This is a genomic window from Micromonospora sp. NPDC093244 (genome assembly GCF_040683695.1).
In the GTDB taxonomy this organism is placed as follows: Bacteria; Actinomycetota; Actinomycetes; order Mycobacteriales; family Micromonosporaceae; genus Micromonospora.
Map to the genome: position 1 here is coordinate 1,621,636 of NZ_JBFBEO010000001.1, position 25,577 is coordinate 1,647,212.

25 protein-coding genes are annotated in these 25,577 nt (G+C 73.1%); 8 read left to right on the forward strand and 17 right to left on the reverse strand.

Features of this window, described 5'->3' with window-relative positions; translation table 11 throughout:
• Positions 1–14: 14 nt before the first annotated feature.
• Positions 15–1,343 (reverse strand): Gfo/Idh/MocA family oxidoreductase, encoded by a 1,329-nt coding sequence (locus tag AB0N27_RS07165; protein WP_364364463.1) that lies wholly within the window; start codon positions 1,341–1,343, stop codon positions 15–17.
• Positions 1,344–1,580: 237 nt separating this feature from the next.
• On the opposite strand from AB0N27_RS07165, the gene AB0N27_RS07170 reads away from it, so the two are divergent.
• The 6 genes from AB0N27_RS07170 to AB0N27_RS07195 are packed head-to-tail and all read left to right on the forward strand — an operon-like array spanning position 1,581 to position 7,422.
• A complete protein-coding gene (locus AB0N27_RS07170) occupies positions 1,581–2,711 on the forward strand; it encodes a LacI family DNA-binding transcriptional regulator (RefSeq protein ID WP_364364466.1) in 1,131 nt (376 codons plus the stop codon).
• 19 nt (positions 2,712–2,730) lie between these two features.
• The gene (locus AB0N27_RS07175) at positions 2,731–4,077 is read left to right on the forward strand and encodes an extracellular solute-binding protein (protein WP_364364469.1); all 1,347 of its coding nucleotides are present in this window, start codon (positions 2,731–2,733) and stop codon (positions 4,075–4,077) included.
• Between the two features lie 31 nt (positions 4,078–4,108).
• The gene (locus AB0N27_RS07180) at positions 4,109–5,089 is read left to right on the forward strand and encodes a sugar ABC transporter permease (protein ID WP_364364472.1); all 981 of its coding nucleotides are present in this window, start codon (positions 4,109–4,111) and stop codon (positions 5,087–5,089) included.
• Positions 5,089–5,964, forward strand: a complete 876-nt coding sequence (locus AB0N27_RS07185) for a carbohydrate ABC transporter permease (protein ID WP_364364475.1) — start codon at positions 5,089–5,091, stop codon at positions 5,962–5,964. The genes AB0N27_RS07180 and AB0N27_RS07185 overlap by 1 nt, the downstream gene beginning before the upstream one ends.
• The gene (locus tag AB0N27_RS07190; protein WP_364364478.1) at positions 5,948–6,571 is read left to right on the forward strand and encodes a hypothetical protein; all 624 of its coding nucleotides are present in this window, start codon (positions 5,948–5,950) and stop codon (positions 6,569–6,571) included. Before AB0N27_RS07185 ends, AB0N27_RS07190 begins: the two co-directional genes overlap by 17 nt.
• Positions 6,568–7,422: a PmoA family protein gene (locus AB0N27_RS07195; protein ID WP_364364481.1), complete on the forward strand. Its 855-nt coding sequence runs from the start codon at positions 6,568–6,570 to the stop codon at positions 7,420–7,422. Before AB0N27_RS07190 ends, AB0N27_RS07195 begins: the two co-directional genes overlap by 4 nt.
• A 15-nt stretch (positions 7,423–7,437) precedes the next feature.
• Here AB0N27_RS07195 and AB0N27_RS07200 read toward each other — a convergent pair whose 3' ends face one another.
• The 15 genes from AB0N27_RS07200 to AB0N27_RS07270 all read right to left on the reverse strand — a co-directional run bounded on the left by AB0N27_RS07200 (position 7,438) and on the right by AB0N27_RS07270 (position 21,740).
• A complete protein-coding gene (locus tag AB0N27_RS07200) occupies positions 7,438–8,193 on the reverse strand; it encodes a hypothetical protein (RefSeq protein ID WP_364364484.1) in 756 nt (251 codons plus the stop codon).
• A gap of 21 nt (positions 8,194–8,214) precedes the next feature.
• A complete protein-coding gene (locus AB0N27_RS07205; RefSeq protein ID WP_364364487.1) occupies positions 8,215–8,676 on the reverse strand; it encodes a hypothetical protein in 462 nt (153 codons plus the stop codon).
• Positions 8,673–9,602, reverse strand: a complete 930-nt coding sequence (locus tag AB0N27_RS07210) for a hypothetical protein (RefSeq protein ID WP_364364490.1) — start codon at positions 9,600–9,602, stop codon at positions 8,673–8,675. Before AB0N27_RS07210 ends, AB0N27_RS07205 begins: the two co-directional genes overlap by 4 nt.
• The gene (locus AB0N27_RS07215; protein ID WP_364364493.1) at positions 9,599–10,114 is read right to left on the reverse strand and encodes a phage tail protein; all 516 of its coding nucleotides are present in this window, start codon (positions 10,112–10,114) and stop codon (positions 9,599–9,601) included. The genes AB0N27_RS07210 and AB0N27_RS07215 overlap by 4 nt, the downstream gene beginning before the upstream one ends.
• Positions 10,095–12,770: a putative baseplate assembly protein gene (locus AB0N27_RS07220; protein ID WP_364364496.1), complete on the reverse strand. Its 2,676-nt coding sequence runs from the start codon at positions 12,768–12,770 to the stop codon at positions 10,095–10,097. The genes AB0N27_RS07215 and AB0N27_RS07220 overlap by 20 nt, the downstream gene beginning before the upstream one ends.
• Entirely contained in the window at positions 12,767–13,201 is a 435-nt protein-coding gene (locus tag AB0N27_RS07225) for a GPW/gp25 family protein (RefSeq protein WP_139583374.1), read from the reverse strand. Before AB0N27_RS07225 ends, AB0N27_RS07220 begins: the two co-directional genes overlap by 4 nt.
• Positions 13,198–13,536 carry a hypothetical protein gene (locus tag AB0N27_RS07230; protein WP_364364500.1) on the reverse strand — a complete coding sequence of 113 codons (339 nt, stop codon included), beginning with the start codon at positions 13,534–13,536 and terminating at the stop codon, positions 13,198–13,200. Before AB0N27_RS07230 ends, AB0N27_RS07225 begins: the two co-directional genes overlap by 4 nt.
• Positions 13,536–15,128 carry a phage baseplate assembly protein V gene (locus tag AB0N27_RS07235; RefSeq protein WP_364364503.1) on the reverse strand — a complete coding sequence of 531 codons (1,593 nt, stop codon included), beginning with the start codon at positions 15,126–15,128 and terminating at the stop codon, positions 13,536–13,538. Before AB0N27_RS07235 ends, AB0N27_RS07230 begins: the two co-directional genes overlap by 1 nt.
• Positions 15,125–16,012 carry a hypothetical protein gene (locus AB0N27_RS07240; protein ID WP_364364506.1) on the reverse strand — a complete coding sequence of 296 codons (888 nt, stop codon included), beginning with the start codon at positions 16,010–16,012 and terminating at the stop codon, positions 15,125–15,127. Before AB0N27_RS07240 ends, AB0N27_RS07235 begins: the two co-directional genes overlap by 4 nt.
• 1,422 nt (positions 16,013–17,434) lie before the next feature.
• Positions 17,435–17,917 carry a phage tail protein gene (locus tag AB0N27_RS07245; RefSeq protein WP_139583370.1) on the reverse strand — a complete coding sequence of 161 codons (483 nt, stop codon included), beginning with the start codon at positions 17,915–17,917 and terminating at the stop codon, positions 17,435–17,437.
• A gap of 1 nt (position 17,918) precedes the next feature.
• A complete protein-coding gene (locus AB0N27_RS07250; RefSeq protein WP_364364509.1) occupies positions 17,919–19,151 on the reverse strand; it encodes a phage tail sheath subtilisin-like domain-containing protein in 1,233 nt (410 codons plus the stop codon).
• A gap of 23 nt (positions 19,152–19,174) precedes the next feature.
• The gene (locus AB0N27_RS07255; RefSeq protein ID WP_364364512.1) at positions 19,175–19,870 is read right to left on the reverse strand and encodes a carboxypeptidase regulatory-like domain-containing protein; all 696 of its coding nucleotides are present in this window, start codon (positions 19,868–19,870) and stop codon (positions 19,175–19,177) included.
• The gene (locus AB0N27_RS07260; protein ID WP_364364515.1) at positions 19,867–20,475 is read right to left on the reverse strand and encodes a glycine zipper family protein; all 609 of its coding nucleotides are present in this window, start codon (positions 20,473–20,475) and stop codon (positions 19,867–19,869) included. The genes AB0N27_RS07255 and AB0N27_RS07260 overlap by 4 nt, the downstream gene beginning before the upstream one ends.
• A gap of 13 nt (positions 20,476–20,488) precedes the next feature.
• The gene (locus AB0N27_RS07265) at positions 20,489–20,824 is read right to left on the reverse strand and encodes a hypothetical protein (protein ID WP_030327513.1); all 336 of its coding nucleotides are present in this window, start codon (positions 20,822–20,824) and stop codon (positions 20,489–20,491) included.
• 142 nt (positions 20,825–20,966) lie between these two features.
• A complete protein-coding gene (locus tag AB0N27_RS07270) occupies positions 20,967–21,740 on the reverse strand; it encodes a DUF3153 domain-containing protein (protein WP_364364518.1) in 774 nt (257 codons plus the stop codon).
• Between the two features lie 273 nt (positions 21,741–22,013).
• On the opposite strand from AB0N27_RS07270, the gene AB0N27_RS07275 reads away from it, so the two are divergent.
• On the forward strand, positions 22,014–23,138 hold the full coding sequence (locus AB0N27_RS07275; protein WP_364364520.1) for an FUSC family protein: 1,125 nt from the start codon (positions 22,014–22,016) through the stop codon (positions 23,136–23,138).
• A 9-nt stretch (positions 23,139–23,147) separates the two neighbouring features.
• Here AB0N27_RS07275 and AB0N27_RS07280 read toward each other — a convergent pair whose 3' ends face one another.
• Positions 23,148–24,137, reverse strand: coding sequence for a LacI family DNA-binding transcriptional regulator (locus AB0N27_RS07280; protein ID WP_364364523.1), 990 nt, complete (start codon positions 24,135–24,137; stop codon positions 23,148–23,150).
• 163 nt (positions 24,138–24,300) lie between these two features.
• On the opposite strand from AB0N27_RS07280, the gene AB0N27_RS07285 reads away from it, so the two are divergent.
• Positions 24,301–25,566: an MFS transporter gene (locus AB0N27_RS07285; RefSeq protein ID WP_364364526.1), complete on the forward strand. Its 1,266-nt coding sequence runs from the start codon at positions 24,301–24,303 to the stop codon at positions 25,564–25,566.
• Positions 25,567–25,577: the final 11 nt, after the last annotated feature.

A 25,577-nucleotide genomic window follows, 5' to 3' on the forward strand; every position in this document is an offset into this window, starting at 1 on the left:
CTCCTCGTCGGTGGTCAGGGGAGGGTGAGCAGGTCGGCGACCCGGACCGGTTGGCCGGTCTCGAAGGACCGGTTGGCGGCCAGGCCGGTGAGCAGGGCCAACGCGCCGTCGTCGGCGGTCGCGGCGCGGTCCAGCGGGTCGGGTCGGCCGCCCAGGAGCACGCCTGTCATCCGGGCGTCCGCGCCGCCGTGGCCGTGCCGGGTACGGCCCTCGACGGGAATCTGTCGAGGTGGCTCCCAGAACGGGCGCAGCGTGAGTGTCGCGCCACCGCCCTCGGCCGGCGCCTCGGCGCCGTGCAGGGCGGCGCCCTTGACCGCGCCGGCGGTGCCCCGGTCGACGAAGTCGTTCTCGGTGACCTCCAGCTCCAGCCGGCCCCGACTGCCGTTGACCATCACCCGGTAGCCCTCCCAGGGCGCGTACGCGGTGAGGTGGTAGGTCATCGTGGCGCCTGTGGAGTAGCGGGCGAGCACCGCCATGTCGTCCTCGATGCTGACCCCGGGGGCGAAGACGTTGCGGTCGCGCTGGTAGCCGTCCTCGGCCTCGGCGTCGAGGTACAACTCGCGCAGCCGGGGGTGCGCGTCGAGTCGCAACGCGAACGGGTCGTCGACGGCGGCGGGGGAGCCGTGCGCACGTTCGTAGTCGCGGGCGTAGCCGTGCCGGCGGCCACCGTCGCCGTAGAAGAAGAGGCGACCGGCGGCGTACACCTCGACCGGGGTGGCGGCCAGCCACCAGTTGACCAGGTCGAAGTGGTGGCTGGCCTTGTGCACCATGAGCCCGCCGGAGGTGGCCTTGTCGCGGTGCCAGCGGCGGAAATAGTCGGCGCCGTGGCGTACGTCGAGCAGCCACTCGAAGTGCACCGAGCCGATCTCACCGACGGCGCCGTCGGCGAGCAGCCGCCGGACCTGTTCGTGCAACGGGTTGTAGCGGTAGTTGAAGGCCACTGTCACCCGGCCGCCGGTCTCGGCCACCGCGTCGAGGATGCGCCGGCAGCGGGGCGCGTCCACTGTCATCGGCTTCTCGGTCACCACGTCCCGGCCGGCCCGCAGGGCGGCCACCACGTACTCGTCGTGGGTGACGTCCACGCTGGTGACCAGGACGACGTCGACGCGTTCGGAGTCCAGCATGGCCGCGAAGTCCCCGGCCTGGTACGCGGGCACGTGACGGTGGCCCAGCTCGGCCAGCCAGCGGTTGTGCGCGTCCATCCGGGCCTTGTTGGTGTCGGCGAAGGCGACCAGCTCGGTGGTGTCGGGGTGGTCCAGCACCAGGGCGCGCACGAACATCTCGGCCCGCGCGCCGGTGCCCACGACTGCGTACCGGACCCGTCCGCCGGCTCTGGATGACATTCGGTGGCCTCCCGGTGATCCTGCAAAGGTTTGCAGTGAAGTAATCACGGTCGATCCGATGGCGTCAACGCCGACGACGTAATCGGCGGTAAATGTTCCTATTTATGGGCCTGTAGATCACCACTGGGAGCCTCGGCGCAACAGAACCGTAACCATCCACCGTTGACACTGGAGCAACCGTTTGCATTAATTGGCGGCACCCACGTGACCGCCGCCACATCGGACGAAAGGGCCGCCGTGCCAGTCACCATCCGGGACGTCGCCCGGGCGTCCGGTGTGCACATCTCCACCGTGTCCCGCACCTTCTCCGCGCCGCACCTGGTCAACCCGGAGACCCGGGTACGCGTGCTGGCCTGCGCGGAGGACCTGGGCTACCGGCCGAACCGGGCCGCCCGCGCCCTGATCACCGGCCGTACCCACAACATCGGGCTGATCATCGCCGACATCGCGAACCCGTTCTTCCCGCCGCTGATCAAGGCGGCGGAGAGCCAGGCCCGGCACCGCGACTACCACGTCTTCGTGGCCGACACCAACGAGGACCCGACAGCCGAGGAGGAGCTGGTCCACGCGCTCGCCAAACAGGTGGACGGGGTGCTGCTGTGCAGCCCGCGGATGAGCAACAGCCTCATCGAACAGCTCAGCCGCGAGGTGCCGCTGGTGGTGGTGAACCGTCAGGTCACCGGCCTGCCCTGCGTCCTGATGGACGTCGGGCAGGGCGCCCGCGCGGCGATCGAGCACCTGATCGGCCTCGGCCACCACCGCATCGCGTTGCTCGGCGGGCCGCGCAGCTCGTGGACCAACCGGGAGATGCGCCGCGCCGCCGCTACGGCCGCCCGCGCCGGCGGCGCCGAACTGACCATGCTCGGCCCGAACGCGCCCACCGAGACCGGCGGCTCCGCCGTCGCCGAGCAGGTCCGGCGCAGCGGCGTGTCGGCCGTGCTCGCCTACAACGATTTGATGGCGATCGGCCTCATCGAGGGGCTCGACGCGCTCGGGGTCCGGGTGCCGCAGGAGGTGAGCGTCGTCGGGGTCGACGACATCGCCCTGAGTCGGCTCACCCGACCCAAACTGACGACGGTGGCCACACCCACCGCGGCCGCCGGCCGGACGGCCGTCGACATGCTGCTGCAACAGGACATCGAGTCACCGCGCGGCGCGCGGGGGCTCGGCGCCGGCACGGCGCTCGGCGTCCGTCGTACCACCGCACAGGTAATGCTCCAGACCGACCTGGTCATCCGCGACTCGACCGGCCCGGGCCCACGGGCCCGACCGGCACGTCCCCCGGCCGCTTCGCGTGGCCCGGACCCGCATTGCCCTGCGGGCCCGGGCACCCCGACCACGGCCACCGGTGACGCCGTCGCCTCCTAATGCCGAGGAGTGAGCGCTCATGCACGCCGCAACGCCCCCCACCACTGACACGCCCGTCGGGCGTCATCACCGTACCCCGCTGCCCAGACGGCGGCTGCTGCGCGGCCTGCTCGCCGCGACGGTCGCCGCGCCGCTGATGTTCGGTGCCGCCGCCTGCGGGGACGACGGCTCCGCCGCCGACCCGAACGCCCCGGTCAAGCTCTCCATCTTCTGGTGGGGCGGCGACGCGCGGGCCAAGCTGACCGAGGACGCCCTCGCCCTCTACACCAAGAAGCACCCGAACGTGACATTCGAGACGACCTGGCAGGCCAACCAGGGCTACTTCGACAAGCTGGCGACGCTCACCGCCGGCGGCAACCCGCCGGACCTGTTCCAGATCGACGACAACTACCTGGCCGAGTACGCGGCCCGCAGCACCACGCTCGACCTGACCTCCTACCAGAAGTCCGGCAAGCTGGACACCTCGAAGTTCCCCGAGAGCCTCTGGCAGTACGGGGTTGTCGACGGCAAGCTCGCCGGCCTGGCCGCCGGGGAGAACACCCAGGGCCTGGTCTACAACAAGACGCTGCTGACCAAGCACAACCTGCCCGAGCCCACCACCGGGATGTCGTGGGAGCAGCACATCGCCTGGGCCGAGCAGGTCACCGCGAAGACCAAGGTGCCGGGCACGCAGGACCCGAGCGCCGACTACAAGGCTTTCTGGGTCTGGCTGCGCCAGCAGGGAAAGGACCTCTACCAGGGCAAGGAGCTCGGCTTCGCCGTCGAGGACGTGACCAGGTGGTTCGACCTGTGGAAGGGCGCCCGGGACCGCAGGGCCACCCCGAGCGCCGACGTCATCCACGAGGGCAACTCCAGCGACGTCACCAAGCAGTTGGTGGTCACCGGCAAGTCGGCCACCTCCTGGGTCTGGGCCAACCAGATGCCGGACCTGAAGAAGAACACCAAGGACGAGCTGGGCGTGGTCGCCTACCCCGGTGACCCGAGCGCGCAGTGGGCCCGGGCGTCGATGTACTGGTCGGTGTTCAAGGGCAGCAAGCACAGGGACGTCGCCGTCGACGTGATCAACTTCCTGAACAACGACCAGGAGGCGGTCACGCTGCTCGGCACCGACCGCGGCCTGCCGTCCAACCTGGACCTGCGTCGGGTGGTCAGCGACGACACCACCGACCCGGCCATGAAGCAGTCCATCGCCGTCGAGGCGGAGCTGACCCAGAAGTTCGGCAAGTCCCCGCAGGTGCCGATCAAGGGCCACAGCAAGGTCAAGTCCGAACTGATCAAGGCCGCCGAGAACGCCCAGTACGGCCGGGCAACCCCCGCCGCGGCCGCCGCCCAGTTCGTCGAGGCGTGCAAGGCCGCCATCGCCTGACCGCCCCACCAGGCGAGGAGAGGAGCTGCTCGTGGCGTTGACCACGGCACCCGACCCGACCCGACGCGGCCCCGGAACGAACCGGGCCCACGCCGGCAGGCGTGGGCCCGGCCTCCGGCACAGCGAAGGTCTGGCGGGGTACGTCTTCCTGTCGCCGTGGCTCATCGGCCTGATGGGTGTCACGGCGGTCCCCATGCTGCTGTCGCTCTACCTGAGCTTCACCAACTACGACATCCTCACCCCGTTCTCCGAGGTGCGGTGGGTGGGGTTGGCCAACTACGAGCGGATGTTCACCTCCGACCCGTCGTACTGGCACGCCGTGCGGGTCACAGTGACCTTCGCGCTGGTCGCCGTACCGCTCAAGCTCGCCGCGGCGCTCGGCGTGGCACTGCTGCTCAACCGCGCCTGGCGCGGCGTCGGTCTGTTCCGCGGCCTGTTCTACCTACCGTCGCTGCTCGGCGGCAGCGTCGCGCTGGCCATCGTCTGGGTCAACATGTTCAACCGCGACGGCGCGTTCAACTCGTTCCTGAGCCTCTTCGGCATCCAGGGCAAGCCCTGGGTGAACGACCCGGACTGGGCCCTTCAGACCCTGATGGTGCTGGCCATCTGGCAGTTCGGCGCACCCATGGTGATCTTCCTGGCCGGTCTCAAGCAGGTGCCCACCGAGCTGTACGAGGCCGCCTCGGTCGACGGGGCCGGCAGGTTCCGGCAGTTCCGCAACGTCACCCTGCCGATGCTCTCCCCTGTCATCTTCTTCAACCTGGTCCTGGAGACGATCAACGGATTCCAGGGCTTCACCGCCGCGTTCGTGCTCAGCAACGGCACCGGCGGCCCGGTCGACTCCACACTCATGTACACGCTGAACCTCTACATCACCGGCTTCACCGACCTCGAGATGGGCTACGCGTCGGCCATGGCGTGGGTGTTCCTGCTCGCCATCGGGGTGATCACCGCGGTCTTCTTCAGCACCGGGCGGTTCTGGGTGCACTACTCCGACGGGGAGGACCGGTGATGGTGGCGGTGACCCAGGTGCCGGCCGCCCGGCGACGCCCGACCGGGCGGTCGCTGCTGCGACTGCTGATCCTCGTGGTGATCGTCGCCGTGGTGCTCTACCCGCTGATCTGGATGGTGGGCACGTCGGTGAAGTCCCAGGAGGAGATCGTCAACAACGTCGGGCTGCTGCCGGAGCGGTTCACCCCGGGCAACTACACCGCCGGGTGGTCCAACTTCGACGTCAGCTTCGGCCGGTTCTTCCTCAACAGCGCAATGGTCAGCCTGCTCACCGTCGTCGGCAACGGGCTCTCCTGCCTGCTCGCCGCGTACGCCTTCGCCCGGCTGCGATTCCGGCTGCGGGGCCTGTGGTTCGCCGTCATGATCGGCACGCTGCTGCTGCCCCAGCACGTGCTGATCGTGCCCCAGTACATCCTGTTCCGCACGCTCGGGCTGGTCGGCGGCGAGTGGCCGTACCTGCCGCTGCTCATCCCGCAGTTCCTCGCCACCGAGGCGTTCTTCGTCTTCCTGATGGTGCAGTTCATGCGGGGCGTCCCACGGGAGCTGGACGAGGCGGCCCGGATCGACGGCGCCGGCCCGTTCGGCATCTTCCGGCACATCATCCTGCCGCTGAGCCGCCCCGCCCTGGTCACCACAGCCATCTTCTCCTTCATCTGGACGTGGAACGACTTCTTCCGCCAGCTGGTCTTCCTGTCCCAACTGGAGGACTACACGGTGCCCGTCGCGCTGACCCTGTTCATCGACTCGACGAGTCAGAGCGCGGTCGGGCCGATGTTCGCCATGTCGGTGCTGTCGCTGCTGCCGGTCTTCCTGTTCTTCGTCGCGTTCCAGCGGATGCTCGTCGAGGGGATCAACACCAGTGGCATCAAGGGCTGAACCGGCCGACGCCGGCGGGAGGCGGGACTGGCGCGACGTCGCCCGCGACGCCGCCGACCTGGCGCTGCTCGGCATCCTGCTGACAGTCGCCGCGGCGCCGCTGCTCACCGCCGCCGCAGCGGTGAGCACGGCCAGCGCGGCCGTGCACACCTGGACGCGTACCGGCAGGTGGCCGTCGGCGCGCGCCACCCTGCGCCGGTTCGGCGGCGCGGTGCTGCCCGGCGTACCGGTGAGCCTCGTCGCCCTGGCCGTGGCCGGCCTGCTCGCCGCCGACCTGGCCGCGCTGGCGACCGGCCGGGTGCCCGGCGGCCCGCCTGCGTTGCTGGTGACCGCGCTCGTCACGGCCGGTCTGCTCGGGTACGCCGGGCTGGTAGTCGTCGAGGTGGGCGGCGGCGCGCCCTGGCGCGGCGCGGCGCGCACGGCCGCCCGGGCCTGCCTGGACGCGCCCACCCGCTGGGCGGCGCTGAGCGGGGTCGCGGTGCTGGCCGGAGTGCTCGCCGTCCTGGTCACGCCGGTGGCGGTGCCGATCCTCGCCGGCTACACCGTGGCCGCCCTGCACGCCGTCGCCCGCCGGTTGGCCGCCCCCGCCCGCGCGGGCCTGCCGTGAACGGCGAGCGGGAGGAGCCGGCGCGGCTGCTGCTCGGGGCGAGGGAGGTGGCCCGGTACGTGCTCGACCCGGCGCTCGACGCGCGGCACGGACCCCGGCCGTACCTGCACCCGGTGCGCACCCTCGGCGGCACTGTGGTCACCGACGCGCTGCCCGCCGACCACGTGTGGCACCTCGGCGCCTCCCTGGCCGTGCAGGACGTCAACGGCACCAACCTCTGGGGCGGACGCACCTACGTACGCGACGTCGGCTACACGTGGCGCGACGACCACGGCGTCATCGCCCACACCTGCTGGTCGGAGCGGGCCGACGAGCAGGTGGCGCACGAGCTGCAGTGGCGCGACCCGCACGGGCGGACGCTGCTCACCGAGCGGCGTCGGCTCGCCGCGTCGGCCCTCGCGCCGGACGTCTGGCGACTCGACCTGGACTCCGCGCTCACCGCCCCGGCCGACCGGGAGGTGCGCCTGGGCAGCCCGGCCACCAATGGTCGCCCCGGAGGGGCCGGGTACGGCGGGTTCTTCTGGCGGGCCGCCGCCGACGGCGAAGCGGCGGTGTTCACCGCCGACGCCACGGGGGAGGAGGCGGTCAACGGCAGCGCGGCGCCGTGGCTCGCGCTGACCGGCACCGGGCCGGGCGGCGGGGCGTACACCCTGGTCTTCACGGGGCTCGGGCCCGGCGACAGGTGGTTCGTGCGGACCGCGATGTACCCGGGTGTGTGCGTGGCGTTCGCGTTCGACAGGCCGGCGGTGGTGCCGGCCGGCGCGACCCGGTACGGCCGCTACCGGGTGTGGGTGCTCGACGGGACGATCGACAGGGACCGGGCCACGGCAGTGGTCGCGGCAACGCCGTGACACACCGAACCCGGGTCAGCGGGTGGGTAGGGCGGCGGTCACCCGGACGGCCTTGACGACCGCCGGGATCGAACCGATCAACAGCACCAGACCCCAGATGATGGCGACCACCGCGAAGACCAGCGCCGCCACGTCGTCCACGATGCTGACCAGGATCACCGGCACGAGGTTGTGCAGGAACTCCAGCACGACCGTGCACAGCAGCGTGGTGAGGATCAGCAGGACGAGGCCCTTGTTCTGCAGAAAGCGCGGCTGGGCCAGCACCAGCAGCCCCGCCCAGAGCAGCTTGAGCAGCAGCACGAGGCCCAGCACCACCGACGCCTCACCGACCGGGAAGAACCCCCACAGGGCCAGGTACGCCAGGGTGCCGAACGGGACGGCCAGGAACAGCGACACCATGATGGACAGCTCCACGAACGCGACGAGCAGCGCGACCAGACCGACGATGATCAGGATGATCGAGAAGATCAGGCTGGCGACACCCTGCACCCGGCCCTGGACGCGTTCGGGCAGGAGCAGGCCCAGGCAGAACAGCCCGGTGCTCCAGACCGCCACCGCGTCGACAAGCGCCAGGTAGCCGGTGCCGCGACCGGACGGCTCGCTGACCCCTGACACATCGTCGATCTCCACGTCGAGCGCGCCGGCGCTGTCGGCGAGCGCCGAGCTGGCGTCGGCACCGCCGAGCAGCAGCCCGGCTCCCAGCTCGACGCCGATCGCCAGCACGATGGCGAGCATCGCCAGCAGCAGGAACGGCTTGCGCAGGTCACCCACGGCGGCACCCCCTCCCGGTGTTCACGACGTGACCACGACGACGACGCAACTGCCCAGGCCGGGGCAGCGCAGGCCCACCTCGGTGGCCCGGTCGACGGCGACTTTGGCCACCGCAGACGTACCGTCGGGGGCCGGCTCCACCTCGTCGCGGACGGTCAGGTCGGCGTCCCCGGGAGCCGGCGCGACGACCGTGAACCGCCCCGGGCTGCGCAGCACGAGGGTGCGCAGCCCGCCCGGGTCGGGGACCCGCACCACGCAGCCGCCGGAGAAGACGAGCCGACCCGCGTCGTCGGCGCAGTCGGCGCTCACCGTCGCCGGGTCCACCGCGAAGCGCTCACCGCCCAGCGCGCCCAGCCGGTCGACCAGCCCGTGCCGCGCCCCCGGATCACCCCGGTCGTCGCCGCCCGCGCCGGACGCGACCACGAACAGCGCCACGAGCGCGATGGCGAGCAGCCCCAGCAGAGCCTTCTGCCGGCCGCTCATCGCGCGACGGCCTGCGCGACGAGCTCGGTGAACCGGATCGTGTCCACCCCGGCGAAGTAGGAGTTCGTGCCCTGTGTCTTGCCGACCACCAGCAGCGTGACCTGATGCGGTCCCTTGGCCAGCCGGACCGTTCCGACGTCCAGGAAGTCCGTCTTCTGCACCTTCGGCGTGAAGCCGAGGAACGTGCCGCCGACCTGGCTGCCGTCGATGGTGAAGACGGTGTTGGCGTAGTCAGGGGCCGTGGTCCGCACGGTGGCGAACCGCCAGGTGCCGTCCGCCGGGATCTGCACCGTCACGGTGACCTGATCGCCGATCGCCAGGCCCGTGAAGAAGAGCTGCTTGTCCCCGGACCAGGTCACCCCGCAGCAGTTGGGCTGCGCACCCACGGCCGCCTTGCTCTTCTGCGGCGACGTGATCACCGCGCCCTCCACCAGGCTCTCCGCCTCGACGGTGACCACCCGTGGCTCGCCGGGCGCCGGGTCGCCGCCGCGGGTCAGCAGCACCACCCCGACGGCCACCACCACCAGCACCATCGCCGCGGCGGCGGCGATCCACAACCAGGGGGTACGCCGGGGCGGCGCGACCGCCTTCACCTCGTAGGTGACCCGGCCACTGGACCGGGAACTCTCCTCCGGCGCGGTGTTCGCCGAGTACGCGAACCCGGTCATGTCGTAGCGCCGGGGCGGAGTGCCCGCCGGCACGGCAACCTTGACCAGGAACGACACCGAGCCCTGCCCGGGCACCACCCGCTGGGGCTCGGCCACAGTGAACCACGCCCGCTGCGAGCCCTCGCCGGGCGCCACGTCGAACACCACGGTGTCCGGCGCGTTGCCCGGATTGGAGACGGTGAACGTCAGCTCCCCGCTGTTGCGCGGGTCGAGGGTGAACTGCTCGGCGGCGGCGACTACCGCCCACTCGGTGGTCATGACGACTCCTCTTCCACGACGATGTCGACGGTGGTCGAGGCGGGCTTCTCCGCCTCGACGATGCGGGTGATCACGGCGAGCTGGTCGGCGGCGGACGCCGGCACCCGTACCACGACGTGGAAGGGTCGCTCGGCGGGCTCGTCGATGACGAACCCCGCCGCCCCGGTGGCCAGCTCCAGGGCGCGGCGCATCCCGTACGGGGTGCCCCGCCACCGGGCCAGCAGCGCGCCGTTCGCCACCAGGTCACGCAGCCGGCCCACCGGCAGCGGCAGCGGGGCGTCCGGTCGGGGCGACGCCACCACGTGGTCCATCGCCACCCAGCGGGTCAACCGCACGACCAGGTGCTCCGGCGCGCGGTACGGGTCGAACAGGGCGTCCACCTCGGCGAGGATCGCCTCGTCCGGGGCGTGCAGGTGCTCCATCACGTCCAGCAGCGCCCAGAGCACGCTGCCCGGTACGCAGGCCCGCTGGTAGGCGGCGGGCAGCAGCCGTTCAATCGCCGAGCGTCGCATCCTGGCGCACCACCTCGATGTCGTGCTCGCCTGAGCAGAGCAGCCACGTGTCCGGGACGGTCACCACGTCGGCGGTGGCCTGGTTGGCGCTGGGCGTCCACTCGACGGCGTCGGCGCTGCGGTGCACACCGCGTTCGCCGCCGGCCAGGATCAGCCGCTCCGCCGTACCGCCGGCCGGGTCGCCGCCGCTTGTGCCGCCGGTCGCCGTTGCCGGGGCGGCCACGGCGATGGCGTCCACCGGCACGAACCGGGTGCGGTCGCGCAGCGGCAGGCCGCAGTTGACCGACACCGGCAGCCACTGCGGTTGGGCGGCCAGGGTGTCCAGCCGCACCACACCGCCGCTCTGCGTGGCCGCCACCGCCTGCTGCCCGGCGAACGCCAGCTCCCGGCAGGTGCCGCCGATCCAGCCGGCCTGCATGGACTGCCACTTCACGTCCGACTCGAACAGCCGGGCGCGGTGGCAGCCCTGACCGGGTTTCTTCGGGTCCGGCTCGCCCGCGCCGCTCCACAGCAGCGTGGCCGGCCCGTCGTACTGCACGGCGAGGACCCGGTTGTCCACGTTGGCCAGACCGATGTGCGTGAAGCTGCCCGGCCGGCCGCCGGCTGTCGACAGGTACACCCCGAAGCCGGCCTGCGCCGCCACCGCCACACCCGGCGCGCCCCGCTCGGAGACGAACGCGCGCACCGCGTAGAACCCCCGATCCGCGTCGGACGGGTCCACCAGGATCTGCAACGGCACCGCCCCGGGCAGCAGCGACACCTCGTACAGGCCGGTGTCGGTGGCCACCAGCAGCGCGCCCGCGCCGTCGCGGTCCAGCCAGGCCACATCGGAGATGCGCGAGTCCAGGTCGGCGAGCAGCGACCACGTCTCACCCAGGTCGGTGCTCAGGTGCACCCGCGAGCCGCCGGACCCGCGCAGCGTCACCACGGCCACCGCGCCGGCCCGGGGCACGATGCCCGGCCGCACCGGCGCCGGCGCGGGCGCCACCCGCAGCACCGTCTCGGTGTCGAACCGGCCGGTCGGCTCCCAGCCCGCCCCGGCGTTGCTGGAGCGGAACAGCACGGCGCCGCGACCGGCGTACCAGGTGCGGGGCTGGTACTGGTCGACGGCGAGCGCACGGACGTCGGCGTCCGGGGCCTCGTCCACCACGAACCGGACCGACTCGACGTACCGCACGCCCGGCTCGGCGTGCTCCAGCATCCGGTACACGTTCGACGCGCGCAGCGGCTCACCGAACGGCCAACCGGTCGGGTTGAGCGCCGTGGGCAGCGGACTCAACGTCTGGTGCAGCCGGTCGTGGATCCGCCGACGGACCGCGTCGACGTCCTCCTCCCGCCGCACCACCACCCGGGCGCGGACCGACACCGCCTTGAACCGGGCCCAGGTGGCCCGGGACCGGATGCCGACCATCCGGCGCTGCTCCAGGTCCGTCTCCACCCGGTGCCGCGCCTCGGGCACCTCGTGCTCGCGCAGCACCGCCACCGGCAGCCGGCCACCCGGCCGGGCGGTCTCCGGCACGTACGGCACCAGCACCACCTCGACCTCGCCCGGGCGGGCGAAGCTGTACACCGCCGCGCGGGTGAACGCCCGGGCCCGCGCCACCGCGCCGGAACTGGTGGCCAGCACCTCGAAGTCGCGGGCGGTGACCGCCCGTTGCTGGGCGAAGAACTCGTACGGGCCGCGCAGCAGCACCGACTCCAGCGCCTCCATGTCCCGCCCGCCGGCGGCCGGTGCCGGGTTGTCCACCCGCACCCCGGGCAGCGGATCGCGCAGGCTGGTCAGGGTGCCCGCCGCCACGTTGCCGGTCGGCCCGCCCCCGGCCCGGTACCAGAGCCGCACCTGACGCCCGGCCGGCGGCACCGCCGCCACGGTCACCGGCGCCGCCGCCCCCGCCGCGCCCTCGCCCCCTGCCGCGCCCTCGCCCGCCGGGGCGGGGGAGCGCAGGTCGAGGGCCGGGGCGAAGGTGACGGTGCCCGAGCAGCGGTCCACCAGGTACGCCTTGGCCTGCGGGCCGAGCCCGGCGAAGTTGTCCACCGGCCGCCAGATCTCGAACGTGCGGCCGTCGTGTTCCCGGGCCGCCGCGCCCAGTTCCACAGTGCCGGCCGGCACCTCGACGCCGAGCAGCAGGTCCAGCGGCTCGGCGGTGTGCGCCAGGGGAGCGCGGGCCGCCCGTAGCACCTGCCCCGGCTGGCCGGTGCCGACGCCGAGCAGCTCCGCGTCGACCGGCTCGCAGTGGTGCATCCGAACCAGCACCGACGCCTCACCGGCGGGCAGCACCGCCGGTTCGGTGGTGACGAACACGACAGGCCGCGGATCGGCGCCCCGGGCCGCCGCGACCCGCAGCCCGGCCGGGATCCGCACCGCCGCGCGGTCGGTCCCGCCGCGCGTGAACAGGACGTCCGCCCAGGCCGCGGTGGGCGCGTGCCGGGTGGCCCCGAGCAGGTTCAGAAACGAGACGTACGCCTTCTCCGGCAACTGGTTCAGCCGGTAGATCATCACCTCGGTCAGGTGCGCGAACGCCTCCACCAGGGCCATCCCCGGGTCGTGCGCGGACAGGTCGGTCCACGCCGGGCAGGACTGCCGGATCCGATCCCGGGCCTCGGTGACGAGGTCGAGGAACCCACGGTCGTCCAGGTGCGGCACGGGCAACGTCATGACGATCCTCCCTGCTCGGGTTCGTCGGCCGGCAACAGATCCACGGAGAAGACCAGCTGCCCGGGGGTGAGGCTGGCCCGCACGCGGTAGTCCAACCGGATCACCAGCCGCCACGCGTCGTCCGGATCCGGCCCGGCGTCGACGTCGATGACCTCGACCCGGGGCTCCCACCGGGCGATGGCCTGCCTGACGTAGTGGATGGCCAACCCGGCTGTCGTGTCGTCGTTGGGCGCGAACACCAGCCGATGCAGCCGTGAGCCGTAACCGGGTCGCATCAGCCGCTCACCAGGTGTCGTCGACAACAGCAGGAACAACGCCTGGCGTACGCTCTCGTCGCCGTCGGTCATCGCCAGGCCGCCAGCCGCGGTGAGCGCCAACCCGCCGGTACGGCCGGCGTCGAACCCGGCGCCGACGAACCGGAACGCCCTCACCGGTCCGCCCCCAGGAATCGCTGGCGCGGGTCGCGCACCGTGTGATGGACCGCGTTGGGCGGCGTCCCGTTGGTGAACCCCTCCAGGTTGTCCAGCACCACCCGCCGCCCGTCGATCCGCAGCCAGTCGCTGTAGCCGACGCGTAGGGACTCCGTCTTCGTGCACGGCTTGATGGTCGGACCGTAGTTCGGACAGGCGATGATTTTCCGTCCCTCCGGGTCGTCGTCCACAAGCACCGGCACTGCGGAGACCGTCACCCACTGCTGCGACGGGCGGTTCTCGACCCGGCCGTCATGGTCACAGGTGATCACCGAGTCGCGGTGGATCCAGCGCATCAGCCGCCTCCTTCGTGGTGGGCGCGGGCGAGCGAACGGGCCTGCCGCGCCGCGGTGGTCGAGTCCTCGGTTGACTCGGCGTGCAGGAAGTCCACGCCCCGGGCGCGTACCACAAGGGCCCGCCCGGGCGCGGAGATCACCAGGTCGGACGCGGCGTGCAGGGTGGCCAGATCGGGCGTCAGCTCCAGGAAGCTGCCGTCCTCGGTGCCCAGGCGCAGGCTGCGCCGTACGTCGTCGACGACTATCGACTGGCCGCCGGCGGTCCGCAGTGTCCAGCGGCGGGCCCTGCCGTCGTCGATGCCCGCGTCGTACGGCTCGACGGCGCCGAACAGCGAGCCCAGCACGATGCCCGAGGCCGGCTCGCCGCCGGGCAGCACCACGAGCACCGTGTCGTCCGGATCGGGGAGCGCCACCAGGCCCTTGCCGCGACCCGCCCCCGGGCAGAGCACGCCCAGCCACCCGGCGTCCAGATCCCCGTACGTCGGCAGGGTCAGGCGGACCCGACCCAACCCGTCCGGGTCGGCGACGTCGGTGACCGTGCCGAGGGTGACCACCGCGCCCGCCGTCGCGGCCGCCGGGACGGTCGGTGGCACAGTGGAGAACCGGGTGAGGTGCCCGTCGCCGTCCACCGTGTGCACCACCTCGGTCAGCACGTACGCCCCGGCGACCCCCTCGGGCACCCCGCTCAGGTCGATCCGCCGGCCGGGTCGCAGCGCCGGGTCGCCCTCGGCCACGCCCTCGGCGGTGACGAGTGCCGCCGCCCGGGTGTCCAGTCGCGCCTGGGCCAGCGCCGCCAGCTCGTCCTCGCTGCGCCCCGGCTGGTCGACTGCGGTGCGTACCCCGTCGGCGCCCACATCGGCCGGGTCCGGCCGGTCGCCGGCAGGCCTGGCGCACCGCGCCTCGTCGGCCTGCTGGCTGATCGGTTCGGCCCGCTGCGGATGCCAGCCCAGTGCCGCGCTGGCACCGCTGGCCTGGTCGGCGTTGGTGGACAGCCGCAGGCTGTGCACGCCCGCGCCGAGGGCCAGCGCGACAGGCTCGCCGTAGCCGGCCAGGGTCACCAGCCGCACCGTGTCGCCGTCGACGGCCAGGTGCAGTCCGGCCCGGCCGGTCACCTCGCGCAGCAGCTCCAGATCGCTGTGCCGGTGCTGGAGCAGCCGCTCCAACCGGGGCCCGTCGGCCTCCGCCGCCACGTCCAACCCGACCTCGCCGCACAGCTCGCCGGCCAGGTCGGCGGCGGTCACCGACGTGAAGACCCGCAAGCCCTGACGCTTGCGCAGTCGATGCAGCGCGTCGTACGCCCGCAGCCGCAACAGCGCGACGCCGTCCGCCGCGTACTCGACCTCGACGGCGGTGACCTCCCCGACGAACAGCGGGTCCGGGTGGCCGGTGAGGCGTACGCCGAGTGTCGTTCCGGGGCGTACCGCCGGGTCGAACGCACCGACCCCGGCGGTGGCCGCGAGCACGAGCTCGGCCTGGGTGGGCTGGTCCAGCCGTGCCGCCACCCGCAGCGAGCGCAGCCGATGACGGGCCGCGGCGGCCAGTTCGACATCGTCCAGCAGGACGATGAGCGCCCGGGGCGCGACGCTGGTCACGGCGTACCTCCCGGAGCTGTGGCGGTCGGACCGGTGCCGGTCGGCGTGGCGCCGGCCGGGGCGGGCGTCGAGCCGGCCCAGCCAACCGCGGCGGCGATCGACGCGCCCACGAACGACGTGCCTGCGGCGACCGCCCGCGCGAATCCGGTACGTGCCGCTGCGGGCGGGCCGCCGGCCGCGGGCGGAACGGCGAGGGTGGTACCGGCCGGCACGGCGAGCGGGTCGGTGATCCGGTTGTGTTCGGCCAGCAGTCGCCAGCGCAGGGGCGAGCCGAGCGCGTCGTTCGCCAGCAGGTCGAAGCGCACTCCGGAGCGGCCCGGCTCGGCCGCGCCGTCACCGGCGGCGACCACGGCGCTGCCCGGCGCGGCGCTCGGGGTGCTCGCGGCGGCCAGCTCCTCGGCGAACCCGTCCTGCGCCTGGTCGGCCGTCTCGGCGGCCCGCACGAGCTTGAGCCGCAGCCACGACCGCCGGGGCGACCCGGTGCCGGTGAACGCGTCGAACCGCTCCGCCACCGCGACGATCACACCTGGCACGTTCCAGGTCTTGCCCCAGACCAGCCGGACCAGCGGTGGCCGCAGCCAGCCGTGCTCGGCTGTGGAGTTCTCCGCGAGCATCCACAGCGGACGCGTCAACATCCGCACGTCGGTGGGTCGGACCTGCGCCTGGACGAAGTCGACGTCGAACAGCAGGTCGAGCACCAGCTCGGTGCGGCCGCCGCCGGTGAACACCAGCGGGTCGTCGGCCAGCCCCGCCCCGGTGAGCTGCCCGTCGGCGGCACCCCGACGGCGTACGCCGGCGAGCCGCGTCACCTGCACGGTCTCCGGGTTGAGCAGGCAGTCGACCCGTTCGCCGGAGGAGTCGATGAGAAAGGCCACGCGTTCCATCAGTCGCCCGCCTGTTCCCGGTCGAGGCGGGCGAGCCGCGCCGCATCCGAGGGCGGAGCCGAAGTCGTCCACAGTGGTTCGTCATCCGGAAGCGCCGGCCACGGGTCGACGGCCGACGCCCCTGGCGCGAACTCCGGACCGACCGGCCAGGTCCCGCCCCGAGGCTCGGGTCCGGTCGCGTAGCCCCGTCCGTTCCCGCCGCCCGTCGCTGCGGCGCGGCCGGACGCAACGGGGGATTTCCCAAGGGAACCGCCCTCGGAGGGGCCGACATCTCTTACGATCCCGAAAGGCCTGGTTCGGGGGTGCAACGACGTCGGTCGGGCTGTCGCCTGCTGATCCGTGTGCGACGACAGGGTCCCGTGCGCATCGGACGTTCCGGAGGTGTCACGGCTGCCGGTCGGGCCGGCGCTGCCGACCTCGTGGCCGCCGGCGCGCGCACCCGCTCCGGGCCGGCGTTCCGGCCTGCTCGTCGACAGCCCCCGGTCGATACTCAGCGGCGGCGAGGATTCGACGCAGTGGTCCGTGCCGAGGGCTCCGGAGTGCCCCGCTGGTGGGGTGCGCTCCGCTGCCCTGGAGCGCACCGATTCTGTAAACCCGCCGGTCCCGAACGCGCCCGTCGGCGGGTCGCCCGCCGTTCCGAATTCGCCCGCCGCTCCCGGTTCGCTCGCCGCATCGGTCTCGGTGGAGCCGCCCGCCGTCCCCTGCCCACCGGTCACGCCGGTTCTCGCTGATCCGTTGGCCGTACCGGGGGTTGGCCGGCCGTTCGCACCGGGTCGGCTGGGCCGTGCGGCCACGGCCGACAGCCACCTGTCGCCACATGCCGGGCCAGGCGCACCGCCCGCGTCGAAGGCCGCACCCCCGCCGGGCGCACGGCTGCCGGAGACGCCGCTCGTGCCGCTCGGGCCGGTCATGCCGCTCGCGCCGCTCGCGCCGCTCGCGCCGGTGGCGCCGCTTGGGCCTGTCGCAGCGGTCGGGCCGGCGGTCGGAGGACCTCCGCCGTCGACCAAGGACCAGGGCCCGGCACCGGGTGGGCCGGCCGGGAGACCGGGCCCGCCGTGCGGCGGCGACGCCGTCGCACCGGCTCCGAACCTGGCGAGCCGGTCGTCGTGCGGCCCGGTGTCACCGCGCGCGTCGACGCCCGGGACGGGCGGTGGGGCAGCGCCCAGGTCCGGCGACCGATCGAGGTCCACGTCGTGCAGCAAGCCCGGCGCGTGGGCGGTGACCAGGTCCAGCCAGTGCTGCGGCGGCTGTCCGAAGCGACGCGGCACCTCCGGCGGGCGCGACGCGACCCCGGCCGGCTCGGCCCCGGCCGACGCGACCCCGGCCGGCTCGACCCGGGCGAACTCGACCCCGGTCGGCTCGACCCGGGCGGCGAGACGGTGCACCGCCCCGGCCCCCGCGCGCAGCCGGTCGGCCAGCCAGCTACGCGGGTGTCGGCGCGGTGGCACCGCCGGTCTCCAGCTCCAGGCCCTCGTAGCGCAGGGTCAACGAGGCGATGGCGATCTCGTGGCTGAGGGTGTTGAGGTGCGCCCCGCGCCACCGGGTGGGCCAGGCGTCGATCAGGTTCCACCGCAGCACCTCGGCGGTGCCCACGGAGTCGAGCAGCACCACCGAGACGTTGCGGCGGTTGACTGTGCCCTGGGCGGTGGCGTTCACCCAGTCCCACAGTTCCCGGGACGTGGTGAGGCCGAAGTGCAGGGTCACCGGCTCGTACTCGGCCTGCCCCGGCACCATCCGCATCCGGCCGACGCCGTGCTCCCGGTACGGCTGCCCGGGGATGTTCACCTCCAGCCCGCTCATCTCGGTGAAGTGGCCGTTGGTGACGCCGTTGATGAGCAGCCGGAAGTTGTACGCCCGGTACGGGTCGACGGGTGCGCCGGGTTGCGGGGCGGCCGTGGTGGGCATGTCAGCCTCCGATCGTCTCGGTCTCGGTGCCGCCGGCCCACTGGCTCAGCTTGAACACCACGAATTCGGCGGGCTTGACGACGGCGATGCCGATGTGGGCGATCACCATGCCCGCGTCGCGGACGTCCGGCGGGTTGGTCTCCTCGTCGCACTTGACGAAGAACGCCTCCTCGGGGCTGCGTCCGAGCAGCGCGCCGTCGCGCCACACCCGGGTCAGGAACGCCCCGATGTCGCGGCGGATCGACCGCCAGAGGGTGAAGTCGTTGGGCTCGAAGACCATCCACCTGGTGCCGTTGGCGATGGCCTGTTCGATGGCGATGCTGAGTCGCCTGACGTTGAGGTACCGCCACTCGCTGGCCTCGGCGGCGAGCGTACGGGCGCCCCAGACGCGGATGCCCTCGCCGGCGAAGTAGCGGATCACGTTGACGCCCTTGGGGTTGAGCACGTCGTGTTCGGGTCGGGTGACGAGATAGCCCAGGTCGACGGCGCCGCGCACGGGTTCGTTGGCTGGTGCCTTGTGCACGCCGCGCAGGGCGTCGGTGCGGGCCCAGACGCCGGCCAGGTGCCCGCTCGGCGGGGTCAGTTCCAGGTCCCCGGTGATCGGGTCACGGACCTGGAGCCACGGGTAGTAGAAGGCGCCGTACTCGGACTGCCGGGGCCGGTACGCCGGCGGTCCCTCCCCACCGCCGCCGGGGCCGGCGGCGGCGCCCGTGCCCTCGGCGGGTTTCGGGGGCTTTCCGGAGGACGGCGTGGCGACGCGCGTCAACGCGGAGATGTCGTCGATGTCGGGGGCGGGGTCGCAGATCGCGACCATGGTGCGGGTGCGTTCGGCCATGCTCAGCAACGCCTCGTGGGCCACCACGTCGTGGAAGCCGGGCGCGGCGATGATGGAGATCTCGTCGATGGCCTCCAGCAGTTGCAGGCCGCCGCGTTGCTTACCGGTGCCGCTGATCGCGCCGCCCTCGCCGACGTTGACCACCCAGCAGCGGGCGCCCCCGTTGTCGAGGAAGCCGAAGACCGCCCGGGCCAGCGGGGTGCTCTCCACCTGGTCCCCGTCGGCGAAGAGCCTGAGGAACTCGGTCCAGTTGTTGACCGGTACCGCCTTGCCCAGGTGGGCGCCGCGGTTCGGGGCCACGCCGACGAACGCGGCGATGCTTGTGCTCGCCGGTCCGATGGGTCGGGCGCCGCTGGGGACCTCCTCGACGTAGATGCCGGGGGAGAAGTAGCTGGGCATCGGTCCTCCTGTGCCGTTGGGCGTCAGTTGGTCGGCGGCGCGCAGACGATGACGATGTCGTCGTCGTCCGCGTCGACGTCGGCGGTGAGCACGAGGCCCCGTCCGGCCAGTCGCAGCCGTACCGGTGCGGGGTTGTCCGGGTCGTGCGGGACGCCGGCGATCAGGAACCGGCCGTCGGAGTCGGTGTGGGTGGCGGACGGGCTGCCGGGCAGTTCGACGCGCATCGCCGCCAGTGGTTGGTTCTCGGGGCCGACCACCCGGCCGGCGAGGGCGCGTACGTCGAGTTGGCGCAGCCGCAGGGGGTGCAGCACGGGTGGCGCGGCCGGGGTCGGATGGTCCACCTGCGCGGGTACGTCGATGAGCAGCGCCGGTCGGGGTGCCGCGCCGAACGCCGTCCACAGGGTGGCGTCGCCGGCCTCCAGCACCACCGGGTAGCTGCCGTCGCTTGTCGCGGCGGCGAGCACCCGGTCGAGGCGGTCCAGCCCGGCCGGCCCGGTGACGCAGAGCAGGTAGCGGATCGTGAACCGGTACGGCTCGCGGACCGCGCCGCTGGAGCGGGTCTGTCGGGCCGGGCGCAGTTCGAGGGGCCAGAGGGTGAGCCCGTCGGCGTCGCCGGTGCGGGGCGGGCCGATCGGGACGGGTTCCCCCGCCGCGCTGGTCAGCCAGGTGGCCAGCGCGGCGGTGGCCGTCTCGATCGGTCCGCGCCCGTCGGCGGTCATCGCGGCGGCGTCCCCTGGATCCGGTACGCGATTGCCTCGTTCCACACGTGCGGGTAGACGCCGATCTCGAAGTAGCGGGTGAACCTGTTGATCGGCGCGTTGGTGTGGTCGTGGTAGAGCAGCCAGATCGGGGCGATGGTGAACAGCACGTAGTTCGCCAGCACCAGCGGGATGTAGAGCGGCCCGAGCAGGCGCGCCTGGAAGATGTGCACGTCCTCGTGCCGCTGGATGCCGGAGTTGGAGCCGGCGCAGACGGTGCCGATGGTGGTGGCGTAGCGCGGTGAGACGCCCTCCACCACGCTGACCCGGCCGCTGCCCAGTGAGGTGGGCCGGTCCAGCGAGTGCCCGAAGATCAGGTGCACGGCCAGGTAGATGGCTCCGACCACCGTGTTCAGCAGGCTCCAGGTGTGGTCGACGACGAAGAGGAAGATGCCGCGCGCGTCCGGGGCGTACACCCCGGCGGAGGCCACCGCCCAGCCGAAGACCGCGCCGACCAGCAGGCCCACGACGGCGCCGATGAGCAGGCCGACCGGGCCGCCGGCCAGGAGGCCCACGACGGCGCTCACTCCGACCAGGGCCGCCGCACTGAGAATTCCGAAGATCATGACGACGTCCCCCTCAGACCCAGGAGCGGAAGACTCGGGGCTCGCGACCGCTCGCCACCTGGGTCGGCGTCGCCTGCCGGTTACCGGGCGGGAACTGGTTGACGCCGAGCGCGGCGGAGAAGATGACGAGCGCGTTGAAGAACGCGATGACCCACTTCTCGCCGCCGGCGTCGTCGGCGAACGCCGCCGTCACGTAGGACAGCAGCAGCGCGATGGCGATGGCGATCCACTTGCGGAGCTTGTCGCCGCTGGGGCCGATCAGCCCGCCGATGACGTTGGTGGCCAGCAGGGTGGCGGCGCTCGCGCCGGCGATGGTCCCCAGGGCGGCCCAGGTGAAGAGATCGTTCACGGCGATCCCCCTTTTCTGCGATGGTGCGACCGGGATGTGGTGGTGGTGAGGTCCGGCGCCCTATGGGAGCGCCGGGGCCGGTCGCCGTCGTCGCGGGCGGCCGGGGCCGGGCGTGGCCGGCCGGAGCCGGCCACCGGATGGATCAGCCGGGCCCCGCCGCGCCCGGGGGCGGGGCCGGCGAGGTCGGACCGGGCGCCGCCGGCGCCGTCGGGCGGCGGCGACGCAGAAGGAGTACGCCCACCGCGGCGAGCAGCACCACGAACAGGACGCCGCCGACGACAAGCAGCCACGGGAACCCACCGTCGTCGCCGGCGGCGGCCGGCGAGGCCGACGGTCGGGGTGGCGCCTCGGCGACCGCGCGCAGTTCGGCGGGCTTGTCCTGGTTGGAATCCACCTTCCAGCTGACCGACCGGCCGTTGACAGTGCCATTGCTGTCGATCACCCGGCCAGGAAATGTCACCGAGATCTCGAACGACATCAACTTGAGGAACGCCTGCTGGTTCTGTGGATTCTGCTCGGCGACCTTTCCGCCGTATTTCTTCGGATCCAGTGGCAGCGAGAAGCGGTACAGGTCGTCGTCGCGGACCAGTTTCACGCTCTCCGTGTCGAAACCGGCGAGCGGCGCCTTGCGGTAAACGATCTGGGTGCCGAAGAGTTTGTCGTCCTCGTACCCGACCTCTTCTCCCGCCGGCAGCGCGGGAATGTTCTGCCGCAGCTCGGCGAAGGCGGCCGGGATGTTCTTGTTCCGCGAGCTCAGCAGGGACTTCTGGGCCGTCAGCAGCAATTGCCCGTCGACCGTGTCGTCGGCGTTGACGGTGAGCCCCATGTTGAGTTGCATGCAGCCGCTGAGCGCGGCGAGAAGAAGGAGGCACACCGCGACGCGGAGTGCCCTACCGCGGTTGACTCTCCCGTTCATGGGATCAGTGTGTGTGATCGCTTTCACCATCAGCAGTCAGCGATCAGTCACAAGGCAGTCGCCGATTGTACCGGCGAACTGTCGTCTTCGCCCGGGCGCTGACACGCACACGGAAATACTCTGGAGTTTTGGGTCGAGATCGGCTTTCTCAGCCCGCCGAAGCGGCCCGGTGGGCAGGCCCGTCGCGCCGTGAGAGACGATCACCTCGGGTGCCGTGCGCCGACCGGCGGAGGGCCGGTCCGGTCGGCTGTGGCGCGCGGGGGAGGTGGGTGGATGCTGCGGCTCAGTGGCCTGCGGGTGGCCGGCGGGAGGCTGCGGCACGGCTGGCGGCCGGTGCTGGAGGCCACCGTCGCCGCGACCGTGGCCTGGCTGCTCGCCACCCGGCTGCTCGGGCACCCGCAGCCGTTCTTCGCGCCGGCCGCCGCGCTCATCGTCCTCGGGCAGGCCCGGGGTCAGCGCATCCGCCGGGCCGTCGAGGTCGTCCTCGGGGTGGCCGCCGGGGTGCTGGTCGCGGATCTGGTGGTGCAGGCGCTGGGGCCGGGCAGCACCTGGACGGTGTTCACTGTCATCCTGCTCACCGTCCTGCTCGCGGTCGCCTTCGGTGCCACAGGCGTGACGCTGGTGCAGGCCGCCGTGTCCGCGCTGTACCTGGTGGTGGTCGCGCCGCCGGACGGGTCGCTCGTGCCGTTCCGCTTCGTCGACGCCCTGATCGGCGGGGTGGTCGCCCTCGCCGCCAGCCTGCTAGTCGACGCCCGGCGCCCGCTGGCTCCGCTTGTCGCCGAGGTGCGCCGGACGTTCGACGAGCTGGCCGGCCTGCTGGGCGGGATCGCCGAGGCCCTGGACCACCGTGACGAGTCGGCCGCGATGGCCGCGCTGACGCAGGCCCGGGGGATGGACGTCCGGGTCGACGGACTCCGCGAGGGTGTGCTCGCCGCCGGCGAGGCGCTGCGGCTCAACGTCCGCAGGCGTCGGCACATCGGACGACTGCGGTCGGTGGACGAGTCCATCCGGCAGATCGACTACGCCGTCCGCAACGTCCGGGTGCTGGCCCGGGCCGGGGTGACGCTCAGCCGGCTGCACACACAGGTGTCGCCGGAGCTGGGCGTGGCGCTGCGCTCGCTCGCCGAGGCGGTCCGGGAGGCCGGCGCCGCCCTCGCCGCCGACCTGGACGGCCGGGACGAGGTCGCCGACAGGCACGCCAGCCGGGCCGACGAGGCGGCGCTCGCCGCCGTGCACACGGCCGGACAACTCTTCGGCCCGACGCAGGCGCTCCCCCTCGCCATGATCATCGGCCAGGTCCGGGCCACGGCCATCGACCTGCTCCGTGGGGTCAACCCGGACGACGACGTCGCCGTCCTGACCCGCGTGGACGAAGCCCTCGGCCTGCCCACCATCTGAGCGTCGGCGTCAGGCGCTGGCCCGGGCCACCAGGGCGGACGGGAAGAGCGTCACCGGCGCGGCCGGACGCCCGTCCAGCAGGGCGGTGGCCGCGGCGGTCGCGATCCGTCCCACCGGGTGGCTGGCCGTGGTCAACGACGGAGCGGTCATCGCCGCGAGCGGGATGTCGTCGAAGCCTGCCACCGCGACGTCGCCGGGCACGCGTACGCCCTCGTCGCGCAGCGTCGCGATCACGCCGAGAGCGGTCTCGTCGTTGATCGCGTAGATGGCGTCGACGTCCGGCCAGCGGCGCAGTACGCCCCGGGCCGCCGCGCGCCCGCTCGCCGCCGAGAAGTCCCCGGGCAGCACCCGCTCCGGCAGACCCGCCTGGCGCATCAGCTTCCGGTACGCCTCGACCGGGCGCTGCGAGCACGGCAGCCACTGCGGGCCGGTGACCATGGCGATCCGGCGGCGACCCGTGTCGTACAGGTGGCGCAGCACCTCGCCGGCCCCGGCGGCGTTGTCGACGTCGAACGACGGCACTGTCGGCGAGCCGACGCCGATGGAGACCACCCGACCACGCAGCGACCGGGGCACGGCGTCCAGCAACTCCTCGGTGGTGTTGACCAGCACCACGCCGCACACGCTGCGGTCCCGGGCGAGCTGGTCCAGGCCGGTCGGATCGTCGAGCGGCAGCCAGTGCAACGCGACCCCGACGCCGGCGGGCGTGCACACCCGGGCCGCCGACCCGACCACCCGGTGCACGTACGGGTCGTCCAGCACGTCGGCGCTGCTCCCGGTGACCGCCACCACCAGGCGTACGCCGGCACCGCGGACCAGCGCGCGGGCCGCCGGGTTGGGCACGTAGCCGAGCCGGTGGACCGCCGTCGCGACCCGTTCGCGGGCGTCCGGTGAGGCGAACCCGGTGCCGGCGATCACCCGCGACGCGGTGGATCGGGACACCCCGGCGAGCCGCGCCACGTCGTCCAGGGTCGCCGCCCGGTGTGCCGCTGTCGTCATGCGTCGCCTCCCCGTTGCGGTCCGTCCGGGCGGACGAACGCCTGTTCGCATCATCCCCCGGTCGGACCGTAGCCGGTAAGGGGCGGTGGCCGCTTGTGGTGGTAGCGCTCTCAGGTGTGCGATCGTGCCAGGAGATCACCGTCGAGGAAGAGGACAAGCCGTCGTGAGCGCCCCCACCAGCCGCCCCGTCACCCAGGACGTCGCCCCGGCGCCGTCGCGGGCGGTGCGGATCGCCCGCAACGGCGTGGCCGTTACCTTCACCCTCAACGGGTTCGCCGTCGGCAGCTGGTTCTCCCGGGTGCCGGCGGTCCGCGAGGCGTTGGACCTCTCGGCCGGCCGGCTCGGGCTGCTCCTGCTGGCGATGAGCGTCGGCGCGCTGCTCGCCATGCCCACCTCCGGCCTGCTCGCGCAGCGTTTCGGGGCGGCCCGCACCGTGACGTTGGCCACCGTGCTGGTCGCGATCGGCCTGACCGTGGCCGGCCTGGGCGCGACACTGACCGGGTCGTTCGTCGTCGTGGCGATCGGCCTGGTGGCCCTCGGCTACGGGTCCGGCGCCTGCGACGTGGCCATGAACATCGAGGCCGCGGCTGTGGAACGGCGGCTGGGACGGACCATCATGCCCCGCTTCCACGCGGGGTGGAGCCTCGGCTCGGTGGCCGGCGCGGGCCTCGGCGCCGCGGCGGCCCGGCTGGACGTGGCGGTCGGCGCGCACCTCTGCGCGGTGGCGCTTGTGGTGGTGACCGGCACCGCGCTCGCCGCGCGGACGTACCTGCCGGCGTCGGCCCACGACCCGGACGGCGACCCGGCGGACGCGACCCCGGCCGGCCGTCGCCGGGCTCAGCTCGCCGCCTGGCGCGAGCCGCGCACCCTGTTGATCGGGCTGTTCGTGCTGGTGGCGGCGTTCACCGAGGGCGCCGCCAACGACTGGCTGGCTGTCGCCTTCGTGGACGGTCGGGACCTGAGCGAGGCGGCCGGGGCGGCGGTCTTCGCCGTCTTCGTCGTCGGCATGACCCTCGGGCGTACGGCGGGCACCGTCGCGCTGGACCGGTGGGGTCGGGTGCCGGTGCTCAGCGGCACCATCGGGCTCGCCGTGCTCGGCGCCGGCCTGGCGGTGCTGGCGGGCTCGGGGCCGCTGGCGATCGTCGGCGTCGCGTTGTGGGGTCTCGGGGCGTCGCTGGGCTTCCCGGTGGGGATGAGCGCCGCCGCCGACGAGGAGGCGCACGCGCCGGTGCGGGTCAGCGTCGTCGCGGTGATCGGCTACACCGCGTTCCTGGCGGGGCCGCCCCTGCTGGGGCTGCTCGGCGACCACGTCGGCACCCTGCGCGCCCTGCTGGTGGTGCCGCTGCTGCTGGTGCCGACCCTGCTGCTGGTGCCGGTGCTGCGCCCGCCGCACGCCGGCGACCAGGCTCCGTCAGCCCACCAAAACTAACCCAGACCGCC

Coding starts and splice junctions, on each gene's coding strand:
- AB0N27_RS07165 (WP_364364463.1), bottom strand. CDS start 1,343: ATGTCATCCAGAGCCGGCGGACGGGTCCGGTACGCAGTCGTGGGCACC.
- AB0N27_RS07175 (WP_364364469.1), top strand. CDS start 2,731: ATGCACGCCGCAACGCCCCCCACCACTGACACGCCCGTCGGGCGTCAT.
- AB0N27_RS07185 (WP_364364475.1), top strand. CDS start 5,089: ATGGTGGCGGTGACCCAGGTGCCGGCCGCCCGGCGACGCCCGACCGGG.
- AB0N27_RS07205 (WP_364364487.1), bottom strand. CDS start 8,676: ATGAGCGGCCGGCAGAAGGCTCTGCTGGGGCTGCTCGCCATCGCGCTC.
- AB0N27_RS07210 (WP_364364490.1), bottom strand. CDS start 9,602: ATGACCACCGAGTGGGCGGTAGTCGCCGCCGCCGAGCAGTTCACCCTC.
- AB0N27_RS07215 (WP_364364493.1), bottom strand. CDS start 10,114: ATGCGACGCTCGGCGATTGAACGGCTGCTGCCCGCCGCCTACCAGCGG.
- AB0N27_RS07220 (WP_364364496.1), bottom strand. CDS start 12,770: ATGACGTTGCCCGTGCCGCACCTGGACGACCGTGGGTTCCTCGACCTC.
- AB0N27_RS07230 (WP_364364500.1), bottom strand. CDS start 13,536: ATGCGCTGGATCCACCGCGACTCGGTGATCACCTGTGACCATGACGGC.
- AB0N27_RS07240 (WP_364364506.1), bottom strand. CDS start 16,012: ATGGAACGCGTGGCCTTTCTCATCGACTCCTCCGGCGAACGGGTCGAC.
- AB0N27_RS07245 (WP_139583370.1), bottom strand. CDS start 17,917: ATGCCCACCACGGCCGCCCCGCAACCCGGCGCACCCGTCGACCCGTAC.
- AB0N27_RS07250 (WP_364364509.1), bottom strand. CDS start 19,151: ATGCCCAGCTACTTCTCCCCCGGCATCTACGTCGAGGAGGTCCCCAGC.
- AB0N27_RS07255 (WP_364364512.1), bottom strand. CDS start 19,870: ATGACCGCCGACGGGCGCGGACCGATCGAGACGGCCACCGCCGCGCTG.
- AB0N27_RS07260 (WP_364364515.1), bottom strand. CDS start 20,475: ATGATCTTCGGAATTCTCAGTGCGGCGGCCCTGGTCGGAGTGAGCGCC.
- AB0N27_RS07270 (WP_364364518.1), bottom strand. CDS start 21,740: ATGAACGGGAGAGTCAACCGCGGTAGGGCACTCCGCGTCGCGGTGTGC.
- AB0N27_RS07275 (WP_364364520.1), top strand. CDS start 22,014: ATGCTGCGGCTCAGTGGCCTGCGGGTGGCCGGCGGGAGGCTGCGGCAC.
- AB0N27_RS07280 (WP_364364523.1), bottom strand. CDS start 24,137: ATGACGACAGCGGCACACCGGGCGGCGACCCTGGACGACGTGGCGCGG.